20 protein-coding genes and 2 tRNA genes are annotated in these 20,143 nt (G+C 41.9%); 8 read left to right on the top strand and 14 right to left on the bottom strand.

The features are described 5' to 3' along the window. Positions 1 to 50: 50 nt before the first annotated feature. Positions 51 to 1,145, bottom strand: coding sequence for a nucleotidyltransferase domain-containing protein (locus tag KEJ24_00895; protein MBS7646383.1), 1,095 nt, complete (start codon positions 1,143 to 1,145; stop codon positions 51 to 53). Beyond that, positions 1,124 to 2,266 carry a nucleotidyltransferase domain-containing protein gene (locus tag KEJ24_00890; GenBank protein ID MBS7646382.1) on the bottom strand — a complete coding sequence of 381 codons (1,143 nt, stop codon included), beginning with the start codon at positions 2,264 to 2,266 and terminating at the stop codon, positions 1,124 to 1,126. Before KEJ24_00890 ends, KEJ24_00895 begins: the two co-directional genes overlap by 22 nt. On the opposite strand from KEJ24_00890, the gene KEJ24_00885 reads away from it, so the two are divergent. Beyond that, entirely contained in the window at positions 2,255 to 2,734 is a 480-nt protein-coding gene (locus KEJ24_00885; GenBank protein ID MBS7646381.1) for a hypothetical protein, read from the top strand. The two genes, KEJ24_00890 and KEJ24_00885, sit on opposite strands and share 12 nt — an antisense overlap. A 207-nt stretch (positions 2,735 to 2,941) precedes the next feature. Here the strand turns inward: KEJ24_00885 and KEJ24_00880 are convergent, their stop codons facing one another. The 4 genes from KEJ24_00880 to KEJ24_00865 are packed head-to-tail and all read right to left on the bottom strand — an operon-like array spanning position 2,942 to position 6,439. After that, positions 2,942 to 4,108 carry an AAA family ATPase gene (locus tag KEJ24_00880; protein ID MBS7646380.1) on the bottom strand — a complete coding sequence of 389 codons (1,167 nt, stop codon included), beginning with the start codon at positions 4,106 to 4,108 and terminating at the stop codon, positions 2,942 to 2,944. Between the two features lie 5 nt (positions 4,109 to 4,113). Continuing rightward, positions 4,114 to 4,995 (bottom strand): Snf7 family protein, encoded by an 882-nt coding sequence (locus KEJ24_00875; protein MBS7646379.1) that lies wholly within the window; start codon positions 4,993 to 4,995, stop codon positions 4,114 to 4,116. A gap of 46 nt (positions 4,996 to 5,041) precedes the next feature. Continuing rightward, the gene (locus KEJ24_00870) at positions 5,042 to 5,758 is read right to left on the bottom strand and encodes a CdvA-like protein (protein ID MBS7646378.1); all 717 of its coding nucleotides are present in this window, start codon (positions 5,756 to 5,758) and stop codon (positions 5,042 to 5,044) included. A gap of 18 nt (positions 5,759 to 5,776) precedes the next feature. Beyond that, positions 5,777 to 6,439, bottom strand: a complete 663-nt coding sequence (locus KEJ24_00865; GenBank protein ID MBS7646377.1) for a Snf7 family protein — start codon at positions 6,437 to 6,439, stop codon at positions 5,777 to 5,779. 227 nt (positions 6,440 to 6,666) lie between these two features. On the opposite strand from KEJ24_00865, the gene KEJ24_00860 reads away from it, so the two are divergent. Then, on the top strand, positions 6,667 to 6,888 hold the full coding sequence (locus KEJ24_00860; GenBank protein MBS7646376.1) for a hypothetical protein: 222 nt from the start codon (positions 6,667 to 6,669) through the stop codon (positions 6,886 to 6,888). A 341-nt stretch (positions 6,889 to 7,229) separates the two neighbouring features. Here KEJ24_00860 and KEJ24_00855 read toward each other — a convergent pair. Then, positions 7,230 to 7,314: transfer RNA gene (locus KEJ24_00855), tRNA-Ser, on the bottom strand. Between the two features lie 158 nt (positions 7,315 to 7,472). Here KEJ24_00855 and KEJ24_00850 point away from each other — a divergent pair. The 3 genes from KEJ24_00850 (at position 7,473) to KEJ24_00840 (ending at position 9,410) form a co-directional block, all read left to right on the top strand. Further along, positions 7,473 to 7,547, top strand: a tRNA-Val gene (locus KEJ24_00850). A 59-nt stretch (positions 7,548 to 7,606) separates the two neighbouring features. Continuing rightward, positions 7,607 to 8,914, top strand: a complete 1,308-nt coding sequence (locus KEJ24_00845) for a site-specific integrase (GenBank protein MBS7646375.1) — start codon at positions 7,607 to 7,609, stop codon at positions 8,912 to 8,914. A gap of 109 nt (positions 8,915 to 9,023) precedes the next feature. Continuing rightward, positions 9,024 to 9,410 carry a hypothetical protein gene (locus tag KEJ24_00840; GenBank protein ID MBS7646374.1) on the top strand — a complete coding sequence of 129 codons (387 nt, stop codon included), beginning with the start codon at positions 9,024 to 9,026 and terminating at the stop codon, positions 9,408 to 9,410. A gap of 108 nt (positions 9,411 to 9,518) precedes the next feature. On the opposite strand, the gene KEJ24_00835 is transcribed toward KEJ24_00840, so the two are convergent. The 5 genes from KEJ24_00835 to KEJ24_00815 all read right to left on the bottom strand — a co-directional run bounded on the left by KEJ24_00835 (position 9,519) and on the right by KEJ24_00815 (position 13,857). Next, the gene (locus KEJ24_00835; protein MBS7646373.1) at positions 9,519 to 9,779 is read right to left on the bottom strand and encodes a type II toxin-antitoxin system RelE/ParE family toxin; all 261 of its coding nucleotides are present in this window, start codon (positions 9,777 to 9,779) and stop codon (positions 9,519 to 9,521) included. Then, positions 9,769 to 9,942: a hypothetical protein gene (locus KEJ24_00830; protein MBS7646372.1), complete on the bottom strand. Its 174-nt coding sequence runs from the start codon at positions 9,940 to 9,942 to the stop codon at positions 9,769 to 9,771. The genes KEJ24_00835 and KEJ24_00830 overlap by 11 nt, the downstream gene beginning before the upstream one ends. Before the next feature lie 149 nt (positions 9,943 to 10,091). Beyond that, positions 10,092 to 11,117, bottom strand: coding sequence for a hypothetical protein (locus tag KEJ24_00825; protein MBS7646371.1), 1,026 nt, complete (start codon positions 11,115 to 11,117; stop codon positions 10,092 to 10,094). Between the two features lie 786 nt (positions 11,118 to 11,903). Further along, positions 11,904 to 13,166, bottom strand: coding sequence for an ABC transporter permease (locus KEJ24_00820; protein ID MBS7646370.1), 1,263 nt, complete (start codon positions 13,164 to 13,166; stop codon positions 11,904 to 11,906). 7 nt (positions 13,167 to 13,173) lie between these two features. Next, positions 13,174 to 13,857, bottom strand: coding sequence for an ABC transporter ATP-binding protein (locus tag KEJ24_00815; GenBank protein MBS7646369.1), 684 nt, complete (start codon positions 13,855 to 13,857; stop codon positions 13,174 to 13,176). Between the two features lie 121 nt (positions 13,858 to 13,978). Between KEJ24_00815 and KEJ24_00810 the strand changes: the two genes are divergently transcribed. After that, entirely contained in the window at positions 13,979 to 14,608 is a 630-nt protein-coding gene (locus KEJ24_00810; GenBank protein MBS7646368.1) for a hypothetical protein, read from the top strand. A gap of 111 nt (positions 14,609 to 14,719) precedes the next feature. Beyond that, on the top strand, positions 14,720 to 15,496 hold the full coding sequence (locus tag KEJ24_00805) for a ZIP family metal transporter (GenBank protein ID MBS7646367.1): 777 nt from the start codon (positions 14,720 to 14,722) through the stop codon (positions 15,494 to 15,496). A gap of 67 nt (positions 15,497 to 15,563) precedes the next feature. Here KEJ24_00805 and KEJ24_00800 read toward each other — a convergent pair whose 3' ends face one another. Together KEJ24_00800 and KEJ24_00795 are read right to left on the bottom strand one after the other, a co-directional pair. Continuing rightward, complete coding sequence (locus tag KEJ24_00800) at positions 15,564 to 16,730, bottom strand: hypothetical protein (protein ID MBS7646366.1); 1,167 nt, start codon at positions 16,728 to 16,730, stop codon at positions 15,564 to 15,566. Positions 16,731 to 16,839: 109 nt separating this feature from the next. Next, positions 16,840 to 17,259 (bottom strand): hypothetical protein, encoded by a 420-nt coding sequence (locus KEJ24_00795; GenBank protein ID MBS7646365.1) that lies wholly within the window; start codon positions 17,257 to 17,259, stop codon positions 16,840 to 16,842. 318 nt (positions 17,260 to 17,577) lie between these two features. On the opposite strand from KEJ24_00795, the gene KEJ24_00790 reads away from it, so the two are divergent. Continuing rightward, positions 17,578 to 20,001 carry a plasma-membrane proton-efflux P-type ATPase gene (locus tag KEJ24_00790; GenBank protein MBS7646364.1) on the top strand — a complete coding sequence of 808 codons (2,424 nt, stop codon included), beginning with the start codon at positions 17,578 to 17,580 and terminating at the stop codon, positions 19,999 to 20,001. Positions 20,002 to 20,143 lie beyond the last annotated feature (142 nt).

The raw sequence follows: 20,143 nt of genomic DNA, 5'->3' as shown, positions 1-20,143 counted from the left end.
CTTGACGGAATAGCGCATTAAGGTAAACGTGAAGGCATGGCTTACATCACTTATGCCAGACTTTTATCTGAAGCCTTTTTAATAACTTGCTCATAGTAACGTGGACCGTAGGTCAAGGTTATCTGGTGGAAGCAATCACCGTTTTGTGTTTCAACTTTTTCAAGGTTTCCCTCCACATAGACAGTTTCGCCCTTCCACGCCTGCATTCTAAACTCTTCAAGGTAGGAGACAACTCTTTCCAAGTTACCAACATGTGGTCCATCTAAGATTTGGATCGGCTCAACTTGGTAGACTGACGGCATGTAAGGGGCTTCTGAATCATCTTTTATCCGTAGGACTGCTTTAACCCAGCTCACCCACTCAATTTTTCTGGTTTCACTGTAATCGCCTTGAATTTCGCTCCAGCTTTTCACTGGTTCAAACTCGACTTTTATGCTGCGTCCAGAAGCCTCGTCGTGAAAAACTCCATAAATTAATTTGCGCTGTTGATGCCAAACAAATTCTTGGGGTGTCAGATTTTTGTAGCGCCAAACCTTTCCTTGAATGGCTGAGTTGTCGATAAACTCGTTGGAAAAACATGAGTCGCCATCACTGTACAGATCATGGAGAATTTTACGAATTTTCTTTAGATTTTCTCTGCCATAAACTACTATATCTATATCTGAAAACTTCGGATGGTAAAAACCATGAAGCAGTGAGCCGAAAACCCCGAAATCATCCAAGCAAAGCCCAAGAGAAAAAACGGTGGCATCTAAAACCTTCTGCAATGCCATAAGCAACTCGTCTCTTGGCTTCCTTTCCGCTAACCTTTTTAGTGCATGTTCCGGCTTGCGGATTTCAATGATGTCTTCTTTATTGATGCCTACAACCTTTTTGCCCAGCGGCTTGTAGAGAACCATGTGTTGTGGAAAACGTTTTTGGATAAAATGCCAGCCCTCATCTTCGTAAAACTTGTAGAAGACATGTCTGCCATCTGTCCGGTAGGCTTTTGGGTTAGTGGACTTAAAGAGAGATGCGGGCGCATACTCTAAGTCACAAATGTAGCTTTCCGATGGATGCACGTAGCCGAAAACACGGAAGATCAGGCCTTCCCGTGTGACTATAGCATCGCGGTCTCTAAGCCTTAATTCAGCTGGATTGGCCAAATATATTCTTCCTCGCTTTCCGCAGAGCCGACAACAACTTGATAAGTGACCTTGCCGGTCGTTATGTTCTCCACGCATTCAAGCATTCCGGAAACTTCTATGCACTGTCCTTTTTTAGCAACGTTTCTGTAGCATCCAATCATAGATACAACAACTTCGGGAGCCATTTCCCTTGAAAGCGTGAAGCCATCAAGCAGTGAAACACCCTCAATTTTGTAGACGGCTGGACGGAACATGGCTTCGCTGTCGTCTTTAACCTTGCACTTTAATTTTACCGGAGTTATAGGCATATACCGGAATTCTCCGTATTTGGCTGTGACTTCTTCTGGATTGCGGACAGCGTTATACATGAAAATCTTGTTTTTGAATCGTCCCTTAAACCGCCTTGCAGCATCTAAACGATTGTTAAAAATGTAGGTTAATACGCCTTCTTGGACAAGTTTCTCGATAGCTGTTTCGACACGACGGAAGTTTCGGCTTCCGTAAACCACTATGTCTATGTCTGATTCTACTGAATGCATGTTTAGAGCTATAGAACCATGAACCCCAAAATCTTCAAGCGGTACTTTAGCCTCGTCGGAGACAAGGCGGACAAACTCGAGGGTTAACTCTTGCAATTCATCTTTTTCCCTGGCTTCCATTAAGGCTTTTAAGCGATCTCTTGGAACAAAAACCTCAACAACATGATCCAGAGGAGCGCTGATGACCTCTTTTCGCCTAAAAGGGCAGTAGTAAACGTATTCTGAAAAATTTTTTCGGAAAACTTCAAGGAAGGTCTGATAGTTTTTGGCCGTGTAAAGTTTTTCAGCCCGAAAAAGCTCCGCGCCACCAAGCCGCCAAGTTCTCTCTAACATGCGAACATGGAAAAGCTCTTTGAAACGGGATGGAATATATTTCAGGAAAGCAAAAACACGGTTTTCTGGATGCTCATACCCAAAAACGTTTAAGATGAAGCCTTCCCGCGTTATGAAAGTGTCGCCGTCTAAAGGTTTCCAGTCAGCCGTTTCTGAACACCTTTGATACACTTTTAACAGGCTGTTTAAAAGTCTAGCGATGAGGAAAAGCAATATTAGACGACTAATCCCAAATGATTTTAGAGGGAGTACAGTTTGGATTTTCATTCAGAATCTCATCCATACGTTGTTTTCCTACCAGCAGAACAGAAAGACAAAATTTTAAGCGCGATTTTCGGTTCAAAGGCCTCCCTCGAAATTTTAAGATTCTTTCTTAGACAAGGGATAGCCAACAAAATTTACCAGAAAGACCTTGTTAAGAGGTTAGCCTACTCCAACAAAACAATAATAGAGAATCTTAAAACTTTGACAGAGCTTGGTGTTTTAGCAGAAAGCATGGAGAAAGCTGAGCATGAAGGGCGAACAGTATGGGTTAAAGCCTACAGACTGTCGGATATTGGCAAATGGTTCGCCCTATTAATAGCTGAGGAGAAAGAGCTTTCAGACAAGGAGAAAGTGGAAATCCTTCAAAACATTTTCAGAAGCTATATAAGGTGGGTTAAGAACCTCTCAGAAAAGCTACATCTAAGCAAGGAAACCTTCAAAGCAATATTCGACGAGGAGATGATTAAGTAAAACCTCCACACATCTTTTGTTGTCTGCGACAGCCGAAGAGTTTATAAGAAAAAGAGAGGAGGTTAGGCTGAACTTATTTAAAGAGCGCCCTTCCAACATTTGTGGGGTTTGGAGATTCCGTAGGGGGAGAAGGGGAGAAAGGAGAGCTTGCAAAAAATAGAGAAGAGCCAAAGTTCTCCAAACCTTTCCACTTGAAGGACGCTCCTTTTAAAGGGCTTTGAAGGCTTCGAACCAGCGGTTGTAAAGAGTTAACATATCAAGGGAAACACTTGGCTTCCGCTCTTCCAAGATTTGCCTGAAATCACTCATTCTTAAAGCTCTAGGTTTTGCAAGCTTATTGGCAGCTTGTCCAGACTCAAAGAATTCGCCTATAACCTTTAAGTGAGCTGCTTGGCAGACGTCTTTTATGTCGCTTCCAGAAAAGCCTTCGGAAAGTCTTGCCAACTCGTGGAGATCCACGTCTGGAGCCAAAGTTAGATGGCTTGTGTAATGTTTAAACATCATTAAGCGGGCATGATGATCCGGAAGGGGCACGAGAATACGTTTCTGGAAGCGTCTAATGAACGGCCAATCCAAGTCCCAAGGCTTGTTTGTTGCACCGATAACATAGACGTGGAGGTTCTTGCCCTTATCAATTATGCCATCCATTTCCTTCAAGAACTGGTTTCTTACACGAACTTCACCGCCAACTTCATTGGAGTGTTTACCCATGAGAGAGTCCAGCTCATCTATGAAAATTATGGCAGGCTTCTTATCTTCTAAAGCAGATTTCCGTGCGGATTCGAAGAGACGAGCGACATTCTGCTCCGCTTCACCCAACCACTTAGACATTATAGAAGCAGCGTCCACTGAAATAAATACAGCGTCAATTTCAGTAGCGGCTGCAGCAGCTAACAAAGTTTTTCCACAACCAGGTGGACCGAAAAGCAATATGCCCCTAGGCCAGCCTAGGGGGAACAAGTCGGGTCTTTGAACCGGATAGATTATAGCTTCTTTAATCGCCTTTTTTGCAGTGTCAAGACCTATCACTTCCTCCCATCGAACGTTCGGCTTCTCCTTAATGATCAAGTCTTCGTAGCTGGCCTTTTTTTCTTCACCTAGTTTTGCTCCTTCAACACTTTTTGACTCTATTTGCGGTCCAGAAGGGGCAATGGCTCCCTGTAACACTTTTATCCTCTCTTGGTAGGCTATAGCTCTTTGAATGTAAACTTTGTTTAGGCTGTAGTCGGGGTATAATTGCACAAGCTTCAATAGTGTTTCTATGGCTTTCTGGTACATGGTTATAGCCATACCCTTCGCACCTTGCTTGTCAAGACGAACAGCCTCCATAGCGTAGTTTGTAGCTGACCTTTCAAGTTCCTGTGAAGCTTCCATTGGCTTCACCTTTTAACTTCAATTTTCACCTTACCTTTGGCTCCCAAACTTTGAAGAGCCCTCTCCACCTCTTCATAAGAAACCCCCAAATCGCGGGAACAGCGAATTAGGTCTATTTCGCCGCCACTTTGCCTAACATAGTCTAAGAGGGCTTCTTCAAGAGAAGAATTGCCAACCTTTAGACTGATTTCCTGAATCTCCGCCTTCCTAATGGAGATCAGATTTTCGGAGCTGTGTTCACCCTCCTCAATTGTTTCGTTATCTACAGCTTGGGAGCAAGAAGTTGCTATGGCTACCATCTGCTTGATTTCAGCTTTAGCTTCTTTAAGCTTGCGCGCTTCCAACGTAGCGGGCGGTTCTGGAAGTTTTTCAGCAACCTTTCTTTCAAGTAGGGTTGCAACCTCGTTTAGGATCTGCTCTCCAGCGGGTGTGACCCTATCTACGGGTATTACAACTTCTTCCGTGGAAAGCTTGGTTGAATAGATTGTTTCGCCTATAACATTGTTGATTTCGCTTATTTCAGAGGAAACTTCAGGCAGTATTGCAGATAGTTGTCTAGAAACGCTTTGAAGAGTTTTCAATGCGGGTTTTAGGTCTATGACTATTTCGCTTAATTCTCGCACTGTTTCTAGGCGTAGAATAACCCTTTCAAGGGCAAGTTCAACTTGCTGAAGAAAACTTATTAATCTGCGGACTTCCGCCAATTCGTTGGCGCATATGGTGGCTTTTTCACGATTGTTTGCTTTTAAAGCGTTTACACATATCTGGAAAAGGGTTTTATCTCTTTCCTTAAGCCTTAAAGAAGCCTGGACAACTTTTTGCTGTTGAACCCGCAGCTTATACACTGACCGAGTTAAGACTTCTCGTAGTGGTGGAGGGGATGTCACAAAAGGATTCTTGATTTCAGTTCCCTCCGCCCGCTACGTTGGAAGTCTAGATGCTCGATTCGCCTGCTTCCTTCACATAAACTATGACAGGGGGTTCTGGAAGACTTGGTGTGACAGGAGCTGGGGCCTCAGCTGTTTCTTTAGCTAAAGGCTCATGAACAGTCTCGCCTAAAAGAATGTTTGAGAGCTTACTTCTCAAACCTTCAAGGTCAGCCTTTTCCGAGTTAGCCCGTTTCAAACATTCTTGTATTGTTGAAAAGGCAGCATGATAAGAGGACTCATCTATTTCGCCTATTTCATGCTCCACTTCTAAATGGACTAAGGCGTAGTTAAGCTCTTTAATTTCATTATCGCATCTTTCAATTTCTTTGTCTATCTTTACTAGGAGGTTTTGGGCTTCTGTTTTAAGCTGGTTTAGGGCGCCTTCAAAACTGCTATGTAGGTCTTCGTAAACTTCCGGTGAAATTTTCTTTTTCGCATAAAGCTCTTTCAAGGCTTGGTCTTTACGCCATATGAGTGGGATTTGATTGCAAAAGACGGTTGTTTCGGCTTTTATGTCTGAGAGATAGATTACTTCTGAACCATCAAATTTTATATTTGAGGCAGGATATTTAACGAAGTTTCCGTCGCTGCGCCTTATATAAACGTGCTCAACCCCGCCGTTAGGCTTAACAGCAAAGGAGGCGATTTCTCCAATCAAACGGCCGTACTCGTCTTTAACGGGTTTTCCAAGGGATAAAAAAATGTTGGGATTTTGCAGCATAGGTACTCCTCCATTTTATTAGGATGTTTCTGTTGGGGATTTTTCAGGCAGTGGCACTTGCGGTATTCCGGCTGGAAGTTCTGGAAACTTCTCCTTGATTCTCTGTTCAGCAACTGCAGCCGCTTCCGTGAGAATTTTCTGAGCGTCCTCGTTGGCTGTTTCAAAGTTTATGGATAATCCTGTACTTTGTCCGGCCTCCACTATTATTCCGCTGAGCAGGTTGCCGATCAGCCCCAGCTCCCTCTCGGCTTCTGGGAAGATGTTAGCCATTCCAGTTTTCACGGCTCTTAATACGCTGACAGCCGGGCCTAAAGTTGAAACAACGTCTCCAAGTTCCGATACAGTTCGTAACCTTAAGACGATTTGTTCAAGGGCAAGCCTAGCCTGCATTATCATTTTTTCCATTTTCCTTATTTCTGCAAGTTCGTTGGCGAAAACGTTGGCCCTTGCCATATCATGCTTTGTGTAGGCGTCTACGATCCTAGCAAATATGGACTTGTCTCTCTGACTGAACCTTTCGCTAGCTTGATCCAGCTTCTGGATCTGGAGCTCTATGCGACGGATGGCCATGTCAAGTCTCGGCTTTAAAGGGCCGGGAGGCCTCACAGCCTCCTTAATGCGCTCTGTAAGCGGTTGCTCGTCACGTCTTTCATCCCATCGTTTACTAAATCTTTCAGACAATCTGGATTCCTCCGAGCGAAGGCTAAGGGCTTATGGAAATCTTATACCTTGTTAATATGCCAGAAATATTCACGTATATATGTAGAGATATACATGTAGACTGAAACAGTTTTGAGCTTTAATTTTCTAGTGAAAAGAACTATTTGCTGTTTTCGACGGAATAAACAAAAACTTGTAAGTTAGACTAAAAAGAGCCTTATAAATCAATTCTAGGCTAGGTGGAACGAATGGGTGAAAGATTAAAGATTTTCGTGTTCGTTGGGCTTCTTGGATTCTTTGCAGGTATCATAGCTGATATAACAGCCACCTACGTGATTCCGGCGCTTATTGCACTATTACCGTCACTGGGTGTGCTTACAAGGTACATGCTTTCAGGGCTTGCAGGTGCATTCCTAACACTAGTTTTAGTAAGTATATGGGCGTATGTCACTGGACCGTCGGAAACCTAATGCTATCCACCCCCTTTTTACCTCTTAGAAACAAGTAATAATAATTAACATCTATGATCATTTGCCTCCCTCTTACTCAGAAGCGGAAAAACCAATCACCATTCAGCGTACCTCGATATCATCATCGTACAACAAAAAGTTAACAGCAAAACTTAAAACTTTTTTGGATCCTAACTTAAAAGCCCGTCAGAGCCTTACTTTTCAAACAGATACAATAGCGACATTTCATTTGTGGTTATGATGAAAAAATTTTAAAATTTTGGTTGAACTTTATATAGAAAACGCGTTATTTTAGCCCTTGAAAACCAAAAAGAGGCTAAAACATTAGGAGGTTATAAGAGCGCCGGGAGTGGGATTCGAACCCACGCGGCCCCGAAAGGCCACAGGCTCTCAAGGCCTGCGCGTTATCCACTCCGCCATCCCGGCAAATAGTCTCCTATCACATACAGATTGAAACTTTAAATATTTACCTTCTTCTGATTTTAAATAAACGATCAACAAACAAACACACTACTAATTTTCTAAAACCGTGAAAACCGAAAGCTCTAAATTTTTTAATCGACTTTCTTTTCAGAGAGAAAGTTGGGCCGGTAGTCTAGCTCGGTTAGGACATCCGCTTGACGTGCGGAAGGTCACCGGTTCAAATCCGGTCCGGCCCACTTAAATTTTTAAGTGAATCCTTAAATATTGGAACATACCTTTCCATAATTGATGGAGTATGAAGGCTAAGTACGCGCATTTGCTTGGGGATGCGGATGTTAGGCGCTGGTTCGATAATTTGGCAGCCAAATCCATCGTGACCGCCACGGTGTACCTTAGAACGCTTGGATTTTACTGTGAGCTGAATAAGACTGACCCTAAAGCGATTCTTAAGGTTGCTAGGACTAAGGCTTTCAGGGACGACTTTACCGATTTTATTAGGCGTTTGGAGCGTGATGGTAAGGCTGGCTCCTATTTGTCAAGGTTTAAGAAGGTTCTTAACAGCTGGCTTTCTTACAACGGAATCAATGTTAAGCTTAAGGTCAACATCAGGGGCGAATCTGATACACCGAGAATAGCTAATGAGCGTGTGCCAAACAAGGAAGAGCTGGACAGAATCCTCAGAATGGCTACTCCTAGAGGAAGGGTTTCAATCGCCCTTCTGGCTTTCAGCGGGTTAAGGCCGGAATCAATCGGAAATTATGATGGAAGCGACGGCTTGAAGCTTGGAGACTTTGTTGAAGCGGAAATCCACAAAGACGGCATAGAATTCAACAAAATTCCATCAATGCTCGTAATAAGGAAAAGCCTCAGCAAGGCAAGACATCAATACTTCACATTTATTCCGCAACAAACTATAACCTACATTAAGGAGTATTTGGAGGAGAGGGTTAAGCAAGATGAAGAGTTGAGTAAGGATTCTCCGTTGCTGGGATTTGATCCTAGAGGGGTTAAAAAGAACAGGTTTTTGAGGACAACCTTAGTGACGAGGGATATTCGCGAAGCCATTTTGAGGGCCGGCTTCAAGTGGAGGCCTTATGTGCTGAGGGCTTACTGCGACACAAACATGATAATAGCCGAGTCAAAGGGAAAAATAAGCCATCCCTACCTCCAGTTTATAATGGGGCATAAGGGCGACATAGAAGCCAGATACAGCACAAACAAAGGCGTACTGCCGCCAGACATGATCGAGGACATGCGCAAAGCCTACAAAGAATGCGAGCCCTTCCTAAGCACGGCAACCCAGCCCCTAGAACAGTCAAGCATAATTAAGGAAGCCAAGATCGAAGCTTTGAAAAGCATGGCTAAAAGCCTACTGGGAATAGACTTGCTTGACGTTAAGGTTGCAAAGGAAAGGCAGATTGGAAGAGAACTAAGCAAGGATGAGGAACTCGAGCTCTACGAAAAAGAACTGAAAAAGCTTAGAGAAGGAAAACATAACCCCCAAAGGATAATACACGAGAAGGAGCTTGAGAAGTACTTAGCGGAAGGGTGGCAGTTCGTAAGTGTACTACCTTCACGAAAAATCCTGATAAAAAAGCATTGAGGGAGAATTGTGAAGTTGTTTTGGAAGTGTATTTCTAATAATTATTTAGGAATAAGCTTTACGTTAAGTTTGAACATGCTTTCTATGGTTAACAGCATGGCGATGCCCATTGTCGATGGAAGATTGGATGCATAGGAAAGCTGAGGAAAACGCCCACAACGAGATATTAGCCTTTCTAATGACTATTTTGGGAGTGAACCTCTTAGTTGGTGGCTTAATTGTGGTAATCCTTGTTGCAAAGGAGCCTAACTGGCTCCTTATATTTCCATACACCGCGCAAGGATCCTCAGCCTATATAGGGTTAATCTTAACCATCGCTGGCTTTTTCACCCTATCAGCAGGCTTCACATTAATCATACACTATGACAGAAAGAGAAGATGGTACATAAAGGAGATAGAAAAATCTTCTCTGCCTAAAAGATGGAAAAAAGACTACAAAACAGTAAATCAAATACTGGAAGAATACGTAGGGAAGAGAAAGAAGGAGTCAAACTGACACCATCCTACGCAAACTTTTCTGTTATCTGCAACTAATCGAAAATGTTGGTTTACAATTTGATGTATTATGTCCCAACGTTCATGATGGAATCTTTGAATTAGGTTGCTATTGATAAATCTTTTTTCTGGTGTCTATTTTGGCGACGACTATTATTTTTTCTTGCTCGTAGACCTTGAATAGTGCTCGGTATTTTCCTACGCGTAGCCTGAAGGTGTTTGCCTCGCCTGCAATTTTAACTATGTCAAGTTTGACGGCTGGGAAATCCTCCAGCTGTCTGAGCTTGTCAACTATGTGTTGTTTGTCTTCGAGGGTAATTCTCTTTAAAAACTCATCTGCCTTTTTATGGAGGAGAACTCTAAACTTCATCGAGAGATTTCAACTCGTTAAAACGCTTCTTCTTGATTATCTCATCAACCTCTTTAAGCAACACGCACTCCTCAGCAGTTAGAAAAACATCCTCAAGAAAATCCCTTAACTCATCAAGCTTCCTACCTATTTCCTCAACCTTCTCCAAAACCGTTTCACCCAAAAAACCACCCAAATAAACGAATACAAACACATCCTAATAACACTTACTTCTCCTATCAGAATAGTTCCGTTATCGATGATTAACAGAATATTTTTGAATAACTCAAGTCTGCATTTTTAGTTCTAGATTTCTTTGGTGAGTGAGTATCTTTACGTCCCCTTAACTATTTCAATTAATCGCTCTATTAGATTTTGCATTTTGCCCGAAACGCTTTTTATCCCTTCTATGCCGTTGAATTGTATCACTTTGAGAAAGTTGGGGCTTGTTCCCCTTTTTACTTGTAGGCCTAACGTTTTTCCTAGCTCGTAGACTTTCTCATATAATGATGGATTATAAACCCATACGCCGTGGTCGCGTTCAGGATCACTATTTATAGCCACCTGAATTTGTTTCTCTCCAATATCCAGCACTATGGAAGTGGGATAAGGCTTTACTTGCACCGCCTCATCCTGTTCTTCCATTCTTTCAAAAATTCTTCGAATCTCAAGGATTTCAGCCTCTAACCCTTTTTCTCTGTATTTTTTGATTACTTCATCGAAATTTATTTGTGGCTTCCTTGGCCTTTGTGGTCGTGGCATATCTGGTGGAGGAACCACAACAGGCACGAAAACTTCGCCTCCGCCTTCAACACAATATCTGTTGAGCTCAATTCCAAATATATCCATCTCCCAATCTCTGTTCAAGTGAATGATCGTATCCTTTAACCTTGGTTCGATATTATCCATCGCAACTACGAGAACAAAATTCTTCTCCGCTAAGTTTTGCTTCACCCTATCCAAAATTTCGACACTTTCTCCAAGGTCTCCTAAAATTTCATCTAGGTTTTTCCCAGTTCTCTCTTTAATTTTACTTTGAAAGGCGTCAAATGATTCCTTTCCCATCTGAGCTGCATAATCTAGGAGCTGCGCTATGACCGTCCTTCTATCAGAATTTTTCTGCAACTTAGTTTCAACAATATAAATCCTTCCATCATCATCTATGCACAAAATATCAACGTTTCCCACTGAGGTTGGATATTCGTCAGTTAACGTGAATATCCTTTCAGAAAAAATGCTGGGAAGCAATGTTGGATAATCTTTAATCAAACGCTGAAGCAAACCCTCTTCATCATATTCGGAAGGCATAATCTTCTTCATCTCTCCATCATTTTGCTTAAAAATTATATATTCGCCCATATTCCTCAGCCAGAATAACAAATGAAATTTTCTATTTTAATCTTGCTGCCCTAATTAATTCCTAGAATTTAAAGCGAGTTTAACAAACCATCTGAGTGCGTAAAGTATCCAGTTAGCAACGGTTTGGAGAAAATGCTGCAGACTTTTAATGGCTAATTTAAACACAAAAACGACTATCAAAAATAAGAGCATTAAAGCACATTTAGAAAGCGAAGCTTACCTCCTAATCCAACTATGTTCTCCGCGAGAATTTCGTGGACAAGGGCCTCCAGCCTTTTTATCCGGAGGAAATGCGCTAGACGTAGTAATAATCATCCTACAACGTGTGCACTCCCACTTATACTCCACCACATTAATCCCACAGCGGTAGTTCGTCGACAAGAAATATAAAATTTATGCAAAAATATCCTACAGTTTTATTTTTAGTTTTCTGTTAGGAGACACTAAAAGAATAGAATGGCAAACTTCCAATTTAACTCTATTAATTTATTTCGTAACTTCTGATTTCATACTTTCTAAAATGTCCATCATGATGATATTTTGTGATAAATCTCATTCTTCTTTTCTTTCCAAGCGTCCTTGAATCCTACTTTCTAAAGTATCTGAGTTCTTTCGCGAGACTGAAAGCTTCAGCTTAACCATTAACCAGTTTCTAAAACTTAAAATGGCTACTCCTAGAACTGACCGCCAACTTGTGGGCTAGTTGCCTTAAATGGATTGAGCACAAGTTTCCAGCGGGGCTGGTTTAGCGTGTAAACCACAGCCTATAAATATCTTGTTAGAGGCTTATTCATAACGTAAAGCTTCAACAGGGTTCAGTTTTGCAGCTTTTCTTGCTGGATACAGGCCAAAAACTATGCAGATAGTTATGGCGAATAAAATGGCAGTTACCATCCAGGCGGGCGAGAATGCTGGAGTCATTCCTATTCGTTGGGTGTCTGGTCGTTCCATTACCCCAATACCGGCAGGCTGCAAGAAGCTGTTCAATGCTAGAGCTAAACCGTATGAAAAAAGGTATCCTGTGAATTCCCCGATCAAGCCTCCAATAATACCTATCAATAGAGCCTCCGCCAGAAACATACCTAACACGGTGCGATTTTTGGCTCCCACAGCCTTTAATATTCCAATTTCACGGGTTCTCTCCATGACAGCCACCGTCATAATGTTCATTATACCGACTCCAGCCACGAGAAGCGAGATGGATCCTATGGCAACAAGAAACATTTGAACCAGATTTAATATGCTGTCAACTTGCCGTGCAAAAGCTACAGGAACAAAAACAGTAACAGAGTAAGGTGGGAAATGTTTCTCAATCTCCTTTGCAACATTTTCCGCTTTCTGAACGCTGGAAACCTTCACTAGGATTATTTGGTATGGCTTATCCTTATTATGAACTATTTTACGGGCATCCTCAATGGAAATGAATGCCCAATAGTCAAAGTTTGTTATGCTGGAGGTGCCTCCTTTTGCAAGAACCCCTGAAACCGCAAAATTTAATTGTAAAGTTCCAGAGGCCATAATTAGTGATACATTATCGCCCACACCTGCAATCACTGTTTCGTTCACGATGCCTGCCTTGTAGCCCAGAACAATCTTTCCCGTCTCATTCTCCGCAGGGAAGTTTCCATTCATCAGTTTGAATCTCTGTGGAAGCATTTCCCTCATCTCCGTGAAGTTTACACCGCCAACTGTGAAGGCACCTAGTTTGACGCCTGTCTCATTGCACAGTTTTATGTCTTCTGTTAAGGGTATGGTTATGAGGGGGGTTGCAAAAGTTACATTTTCTATCCCCTTTACATAATCGATGTCTGCTTGACTGAAGCCCTCCCGCAGTCCAGCTGCAAAGCTTCCAGGGAAAACTATTAGGACGTCGAGTTCGAAGCCTTGCTCCATTCTTTGTCTAATTTCTCCCCTGAAGCCTTCGCCCAGGGAAGCTACAGCTATAATCGTTGTGATACCTATCACAACACTTAGAGTGGTGAGGGCTGTCCTCAGTTTTCTCTGTTTCAGGTTTAGCCAAGCCATGCTTAACATCTTGCTCGGCTTCAACGTTTTCTCACCTTAAGACGCTTTTTACTCCTTCAATCAGGCCGTCTCTAAGGTAGATTATTCTATCCGCAACCTCTGCTATTTGAGGGTCATGGGTAACCACAATAAACGTTTGCTTCATCTCCTCGTTCAATCTTCTCATCAAATTAACTATTTCCCAGCCTGACTTAGTATCCAAATTGCCAGTTGGCTCGTCAGCCAAAACCAATTTTGGATTGTTAACCAAAGCTCTGGCGATGGCCACCCTTTGCTGTTCTCCACCACTCAACTCTGAAGGCCTATGATTTAGACGTTCTCCAAGCCCCACCAGTTCCAAAAGTTCTTTAGCTTTCTCATAAGACTCCTTTTCGGAGGCTCCAGCCAGCACCAGTGGCAGTTTAACATTCTCGAAAGCTGTTAATCTAGGCAGCAAGTTGAAAAACTGAAAAACAAAACCTATCTTTTTGAGGCGAAGGTCGGCTAATTCGTCATCACTTAGTTTAAGGACGTTTCTCCCCTCAATTATAATTTCTCCATCATCAGGCCGATCCAAACATCCAATAAGATGCAAAAGAGTAGATTTCCCACTGCCAGAAGGGCCTAAAACGGCCAGAAACTCGCCCTCCCCAACACAGAAACTGACGCCTCTCAAAGCTTGAACGGTAACCTTACCAATGCGATAACTCTTTTTAACCTCACATACATCAAGAATCACCGCCAAACAAACCCCTTCCAAGAATAATCCATAAAAGAAACATAATAACTATTAAAAATTGCTGCTGCATATGCAGCTCATCCAACTAAAGAAGATATGGAGATGCCTTGGTGATTGTATGGACCTTACAGGTTTCTATGGGCTTGTAAGCTCATTGGGCTTTATTGGAATATTTGTGTTCACGTTTGCTGTTAGTTTAGTCCCATTTGCTTCGCCGTCAAATGCTCTAGAGGCAATGCTCATTGCCATAAGTTTTCCAGAGATGGATAGGTTGGCTATAGGATTAGCTGTTGCAATCGGTGCGACATCAGCTAAAACAGTGCACTTCGTAGCCTCTTACGGCTTAGGCAGAATCGTTGATAGAAAAAGACGCGTTAAAAGAAACATAGGAAAGTATGGCAGGTTAGCCATGTATATTATGAACATTGTTGCGGCTGCAACGCCAATACCTGACGAATGGGTTGTTATACCTATGGGGTTAAGCGGAGCAAACGTCGTATGGTTCGCCATAACTTACTTCATAGGTAAACTGGTGATAACTGTGCCCTCAGCATTCATAGGCTACGCGATAGCCCCCTTCGCCGCAGAGGCTTTTGGGAGAAACACGTGGATATTTTCAGCGACTGTAGGCATTGTTGTAACGGCAATCTTCATACTGGTGGATGTTGAAAAGGCAACATTGAAAATGCTTAGAAAACTGGGGATAATTCATGAAGAACAATTAAAGCAGCGAGAAAACAAGAGCTAACGGTAAAACGATGGCTCTTACAGAAAAGAATTTTGCGATAGGCTTATTATTGGGTAAGATTGATCCTATCATTAGTCTTGCTTAATCCGCCTAACCTAGGAAGTGGTTTATTTGGTTTCCAACATTTTAAATTTGGTTTTCTGGGCTGCAGTCACCTTTGTGACGCCTCTTACGATAGCGCTACTTCCATTATTTAAGGTCCAGATAAATGAGCGTGTACTGCATCTGATGTTGGGCTTCAGCGCTGGCATACTGGGGGCTGTTACTTTCGTAGACATACTTCCTGAAGCGTTTGATGCTGCAAGGGAAATGTCGTTGCCCTCATTATATGTGAGTTTCGGCGTTGCCCTTGGCTTCTTCATCCTACTTTTTGTTGAGAGATATCTTTTGGCCACGGAGGAGATTCATGGTGGCCACTTTCACATACACGGCAAACCGATTGATCCAAACCATGGCCTAATAGGTGTGAGCGCTCTAACGTTTCACGGTTTTATGGATGGTTTCGTAATTCCAGTAAGCTTCTCAGCAGGGGCCGAAGTCGGAACTATCATCACGTTTGCAATTGCGATACACCAGATTCCAGATTCTTTCGCCGCCCTCTCACTAGCCCTGAGTTCAATGGAAAGCAAGAAGCAAGCGATTCTTTCTGTTTTTGCTACGGCAGTCGACACGCCACTTGGAATCTTTGCGAGTCTCTTTTTAATAAATTTGGGCAACATCCTGATCCCGCTAGGTTTAGGACTCAGCGCCGGAACTTTCATCTATGTTTCAGCTGTTGATCTTGTCCCTGAACTTCAACATAAGTCTAGAAGCCTACTAGTCGTCGCGTCCATGATCATGGGATTCCTACTCGTTGTAGCTCTTTCATTGCTTCTGCCTCACATATAGAACGGTAGTTTCTGCAATTCTAAACTTTTCTGAAACTTTAATTTAAAAAGAAGGGAAAATGGGAGTGTTAAGGCAAAGTTGCTGTAACAGTGTAGGATTGGAATCCTTCACCCATTAGTCTTATCGTGTATTCATTGCCGATTATGGGAGTTACTGTAAACAGTGGATATTTATCATGCTTCCAGCAGGTGTAGAGTGCAATAACACCTGTGAAATTCAACTTGACAGTTTCTCCGGGTTCTATGGTTAATGACGAAAACGGCTTGACAAGTTCACCTTTCTCAGGGAAGTTTCCGTAAAGCGGAATTAGTGATGTATCGTTCACTTTGAAAGGAATGGTTTGAGGGAAAACCCCTGTCTTGCACCTACACTGCCAACCATGCCCAAAACCATTGAAGCACCACTTCATCGTTGTGTTAAATATGCCATGTAAAGTAAGCCCGAAAATTCTGAAGGCAATATTTCCTTCATTCTTTAATGTTACCGAAAGACTCGTAACGTTACCGTCCACTGTGAGTGAAGCCGAAACAATTGTGAGGTTTCTTGAAAAGTCCTCTATAACACGCACAAGTCGTACTTTATTGTTTTCGCCAATCTCGATAATAGTTCCAACTTTAAGGTGGGCTGCAGTTAACTCATGTACAATGATAGCCTTTGCGCTTGGTACAAGCACATAATAGTACACTGTTGTATCGTTTTCGTCTAACGCTTGTATCTGAACAAGTGTCGGGTTAAAGTCAATTAGCACTCCTAAAAGAGTTTGGTTGACTTTACCATTCAAGATCTTGACGACAAAAGTGTCAGACAGGGATGTAACATTGTAAGTTTGTTCGTTGATTACTGCCTTGACATTCTCAATGTTAAATTTAACTTTGTCCACTGTTGAATTTACTGGTATAGTTATGGTGGCAAGGGTCTGCGTCATGTTGACGAGCGAAAACAGGTTCACTGTGCCTGAAGCGCTAACCGGAACCCATTCGTCACTGCCATTAGGATAGATAACGTGGAGCGAGACATCTGTGTAGGTCAAATTGAGTTGAGTTGTTCCCGCAGGAACCGTCGGCGGATCAGTCAGCAAAACAGCAAGAGTGGCTCCTTCAACTTTTGGAATATAAGGCATGTTGGGCAAGTTCGCAAACAAAGACAAAGCAATAACGATAACAGCAGCTATTATTGCGGCTGAACCGTACTTAAAAGTCCATCTTCGATACATGCACTTTCCTTCCTTCTGCATGGGAATAAAATAGCGACAAATTAAAACCTACATTTTTTAAAGTTTTTTAAAAACGTTTGAAAGCAATTTTAAAAGGTTTTTAAACATAGAAGTATGCAAAAGTAACTTGTTAAACCGCCAGCCGCCGCCAAAGCCTAATTGTCTCAAACCACAAAACAGCAACCATCGCAAAACTTACGCCAATCAAGTAAGGAACAAAATTTAACCCGCTCCAAGTTGTAGCCGAGAAGAAAACCACGAGAATGGTGAAGAATAAAGAGAAGAAAAACAGCTGCGGCACTACAGCAGGCCCAATTTTCGAGTAGCCTTCAAGAATCCTTTCAGACGCCTCCTTAACCGCATAATATCTCCCATACTCATCTTGACCAGCCAGCCCAAATTCCAAAAGTTTACCCAAATGATATGAAGCAAGAGACGCTGAAGAAAAGTCAAGCCCACGCTGAACATCTCTAAGTTCACATGGCCCATGCTTAAGCAAATACAAGTAAACCTTCAACGTTTTGCCTCTAATTTCCTTATTTCCTGACATTTCAAAGAACAAAAGTGCAATCATATTACTTAATTTTACGATTCATCAAGAAAACTGACGCTTCGAAACAAAAATCACAAAATTCCCTCACTAAATCTCATAAAGCTTTCCCTTTGTGACAGCATTAAATTATTAACTATATCAAAGGAAAGGTTGGTTGATTGAGATTTTAAAGCTTAGGTCCTCATGCAAGAAAAGTAATTTCACAAATCGCGCTGGTCCTCTTTATTCTTGGAACCACTGCCTCATAGACCTAAAATTCTGTTAAGAGACATTAAACGTTTATAATGCAACTGTCGCTTACTGATTCCAGGGAATATGGCTAGCAAGATAAAGAGTACATCGGACTTTAAGCATGTTTCCATCGAAGAAACGTTCAAATTGTTAGAGGCATCTGTGCATGGGCTTACAGAGGCTGAAGCAAAAAATCGATTAGAAAAGTTTGGATATAATGAGATAACGGAAGAAAAGAAAAATCCCTTTATAGATTTTTTTAAGCGTTATTGGGGTCCCATGCCTTGGCTACTGGAACTAGCCATAATCCTCTCATGTGTTCTCGGTCATTACCTTGAAGCAGTCATAATTTTTGTTTTACTTACCATAAATGTTGTCATAGGCTTCATACATTCGCATCGCTCGCAAAAAGTGCTGGAGTTTTTGAAAAAGAGGCTAGCAGTAAAAGCGAAGGTGTTGCGTGAAGGAAAATGGATAGTGAAAGACGCTAAAGAAATTGTTCCAGGAGACATTATACTGGTAGGACTTGGCGATCTGGTGCCCGCAGATGCCAAAATAGTGAGCGGCGAACTTTATGTTGACCAATCAGCTTTGACAGGAGAATCTTTACCAGTTAATTTGAACCCTTCCGACATCGTCTACTCGAGTTCCATAGTGACGAGAGGCGAAGCTAAATGTGTTGTGGTTAATACTGGGATGAATACATATTTTGGAAGAACTGCTGAGTTGGTCAAAACAGCAAAACCGAAATCTCATCAAGAAGAAATAATGATGTCTATTACCAAATATATGATGTATGTTGGCATAGTGGCGTTGATTTTAACTTCAGTATATGCTTTGATGTTAAACATGGGCGTTCTATCAATGTTGACGTTCGCGGTGATCTTTCTAATGGGTGCTATTCCTGTTGCGTTACCAGCTGTGCTCACTATAGTTCAAGCGGTTGGCGCTATGGAACTCGCAAAGGAAGGAGTCTTGGTTACTCGTCTCGACTCCATTGAGGATGCAGCTTCCATAGATGTGGTTTGTTTGGATAAAACAGGCACAATAACTCAGAATAAGCTTTCAGTTGCTGAGGTTATACCATTTTTCAAGTATACAAAAGAAGATGTAGTGTTAATAGCATGTTTGGCTTCCGAAGAGGAAAGCAAAGATCCAATAGATTTAGCGGTTATAAATTACGCAAATTCTTTGGGCATTGATTTTAGCTCATACAAACGGGTTTCCTTCACGCCTTTTAACCCGACCATTAAAAGATCCGAAGCCGTTGTGGAGGGCAAAGGAATACGTTTTAAAGCCGTTAAAGGCGCACCCCAAATAATTTTAGACTTATGCAAAAATGCAAGTGAAATCCGACAAGAAGTAGGCAAAGTGTTAGAGGAGTTATCACACAAGGGATATAGAACTTTAGCGGTGGCGAGATCGGAAGGAGAAGATTTTGATAGGCTCATGTTTATGGGGCTCTTAGCTTTGGCTGACCCTATAAGACCAGATTCAAAAATAATGGTGGAGAAGATTAAAGCGCTTGGCATAAAGCCCATGATGCTTACAGGCGATAATATCAGCATTGCTAAAGAGATAGCTTCTCAAGCCTCAATCGGCAATAGGATCATTCCAATAGCTGAACTTAAAGCCTTAAATGAGGCGGAGAGAGCAAAAATTGTCGAGAAGTATGATGGCTTCGCCGAAGTATATCCTGAAGATAAATATGAAATAGTGAAGCTTTTGCAGTCAAATGGACACATGGTTGGAATGACTGGTGACGGAGTTAACGATGCGCCTGCGCTTAAGCAGGCGGAAATGGGAACAGCGGTAAGCAACTCAACAGATGTGGCGAAAGCCTCAGCCAGCGTAGTTTTAACCGAACAAGGGCTGAAAGTCATTGTTAATGCAATAAAAATAAGCAGGCAGATATATCAGCGAATGCTAACGTGGGTTATAAATAAGGTTGCTAAAGTGATAGAATTTGTCACTTTATTGACGCTTGGATTTTTCTGGTTACATGACATTGTTCTCAGCCTATTAGGTATGACGCTGCTAATTTTTGCAAACGATTTTTCAACAATGTCATTAGCAACAGATAGCGTAAAATACACAAGTAACCCAAACAAATGGAACGTTAAAAACATTACATTAGCATCTCTTGTAGTTGGCTTACTCTTGGTTGTTGAAAGCGTCATTGCAATGATAATAGGAAAGAATTATTTCCGACTGGAGTGGGAAAGACTACGCACTTTTATAATGCTGGTGCTTGTCTTTAATAGCCAATTTAGAGTTTTCATCGTAAGAGAAAGAAGACACTTCTGGTCTTCAAAACCCGGCAAAGGATTGATTGCATCTATTACAGCCATAATAATTGGATTCACACTGCTAGGCATATACGGCATAATAATCCCTTCACTTTCACCAGATCAAGTTCTTTTTGCCCTGGGCTTTTCAGCGTTAATCACAGTTAGAATCGTGGAGTCCTTTAAATACTTAGTCTTTAAAAAATTCGAGATTAGGTAAAGAAAAATGTGAGATGTGTAGAATTTAATTTGGGACAATTTTTAACTGTTAGAATAGGGACATGTTCTTTGTTTTCTTCTGCATTTTAGAGCTGGAATGGATGTTATGACGTTTGTTAATACTATCAAGTTTGTGCTGATGC

The sequence above is a fragment of the Candidatus Bathyarchaeota archaeon genome (genome assembly GCA_018396705.1).
In the GTDB taxonomy this organism is placed as follows: domain Archaea; phylum Thermoproteota; class Bathyarchaeia; order Bathyarchaeales; family Bathycorpusculaceae; genus DRVP01.
Note: the sequence above shows the minus strand (reverse complement) of the source record. Positions and strands in the feature narration are given on the sequence as shown.

Bases quoted from the DNA above. Each gene is read 5' to 3' on its own strand.
- KEJ24_00890 (MBS7646382.1), bottom strand. From the start codon at position 2,266: ATGAAAATCCAAACTGTACTCCCTCTAAAATCATTTGGGATTAGTCGT.
- KEJ24_00880 (MBS7646380.1), bottom strand. From the start codon at position 4,108: ATGGAAGCTTCACAGGAACTTGAAAGGTCAGCTACAAACTACGCTATG.
- KEJ24_00870 (MBS7646378.1), bottom strand. From the start codon at position 5,758: ATGCTGCAAAATCCCAACATTTTTTTATCCCTTGGAAAACCCGTTAAA.
- KEJ24_00860 (MBS7646376.1), top strand. From the start codon at position 6,667: ATGGGTGAAAGATTAAAGATTTTCGTGTTCGTTGGGCTTCTTGGATTC.
- KEJ24_00845 (MBS7646375.1), top strand. From the start codon at position 7,607: ATGAAGGCTAAGTACGCGCATTTGCTTGGGGATGCGGATGTTAGGCGC.
- KEJ24_00835 (MBS7646373.1), bottom strand. From the start codon at position 9,779: ATGAAGTTTAGAGTTCTCCTCCATAAAAAGGCAGATGAGTTTTTAAAG.
- KEJ24_00825 (MBS7646371.1), bottom strand. From the start codon at position 11,117: ATGGGCGAATATATAATTTTTAAGCAAAATGATGGAGAGATGAAGAAG.
- KEJ24_00810 (MBS7646368.1), top strand. From the start codon at position 13,979: ATGGACCTTACAGGTTTCTATGGGCTTGTAAGCTCATTGGGCTTTATT.
- KEJ24_00800 (MBS7646366.1), bottom strand. From the start codon at position 16,730: ATGCAGAAGGAAGGAAAGTGCATGTATCGAAGATGGACTTTTAAGTAC.
- KEJ24_00795 (MBS7646365.1), bottom strand. From the start codon at position 17,259: ATGTCAGGAAATAAGGAAATTAGAGGCAAAACGTTGAAGGTTTACTTG.
- KEJ24_00790 (MBS7646364.1), top strand. From the start codon at position 17,578: ATGGCTAGCAAGATAAAGAGTACATCGGACTTTAAGCATGTTTCCATC.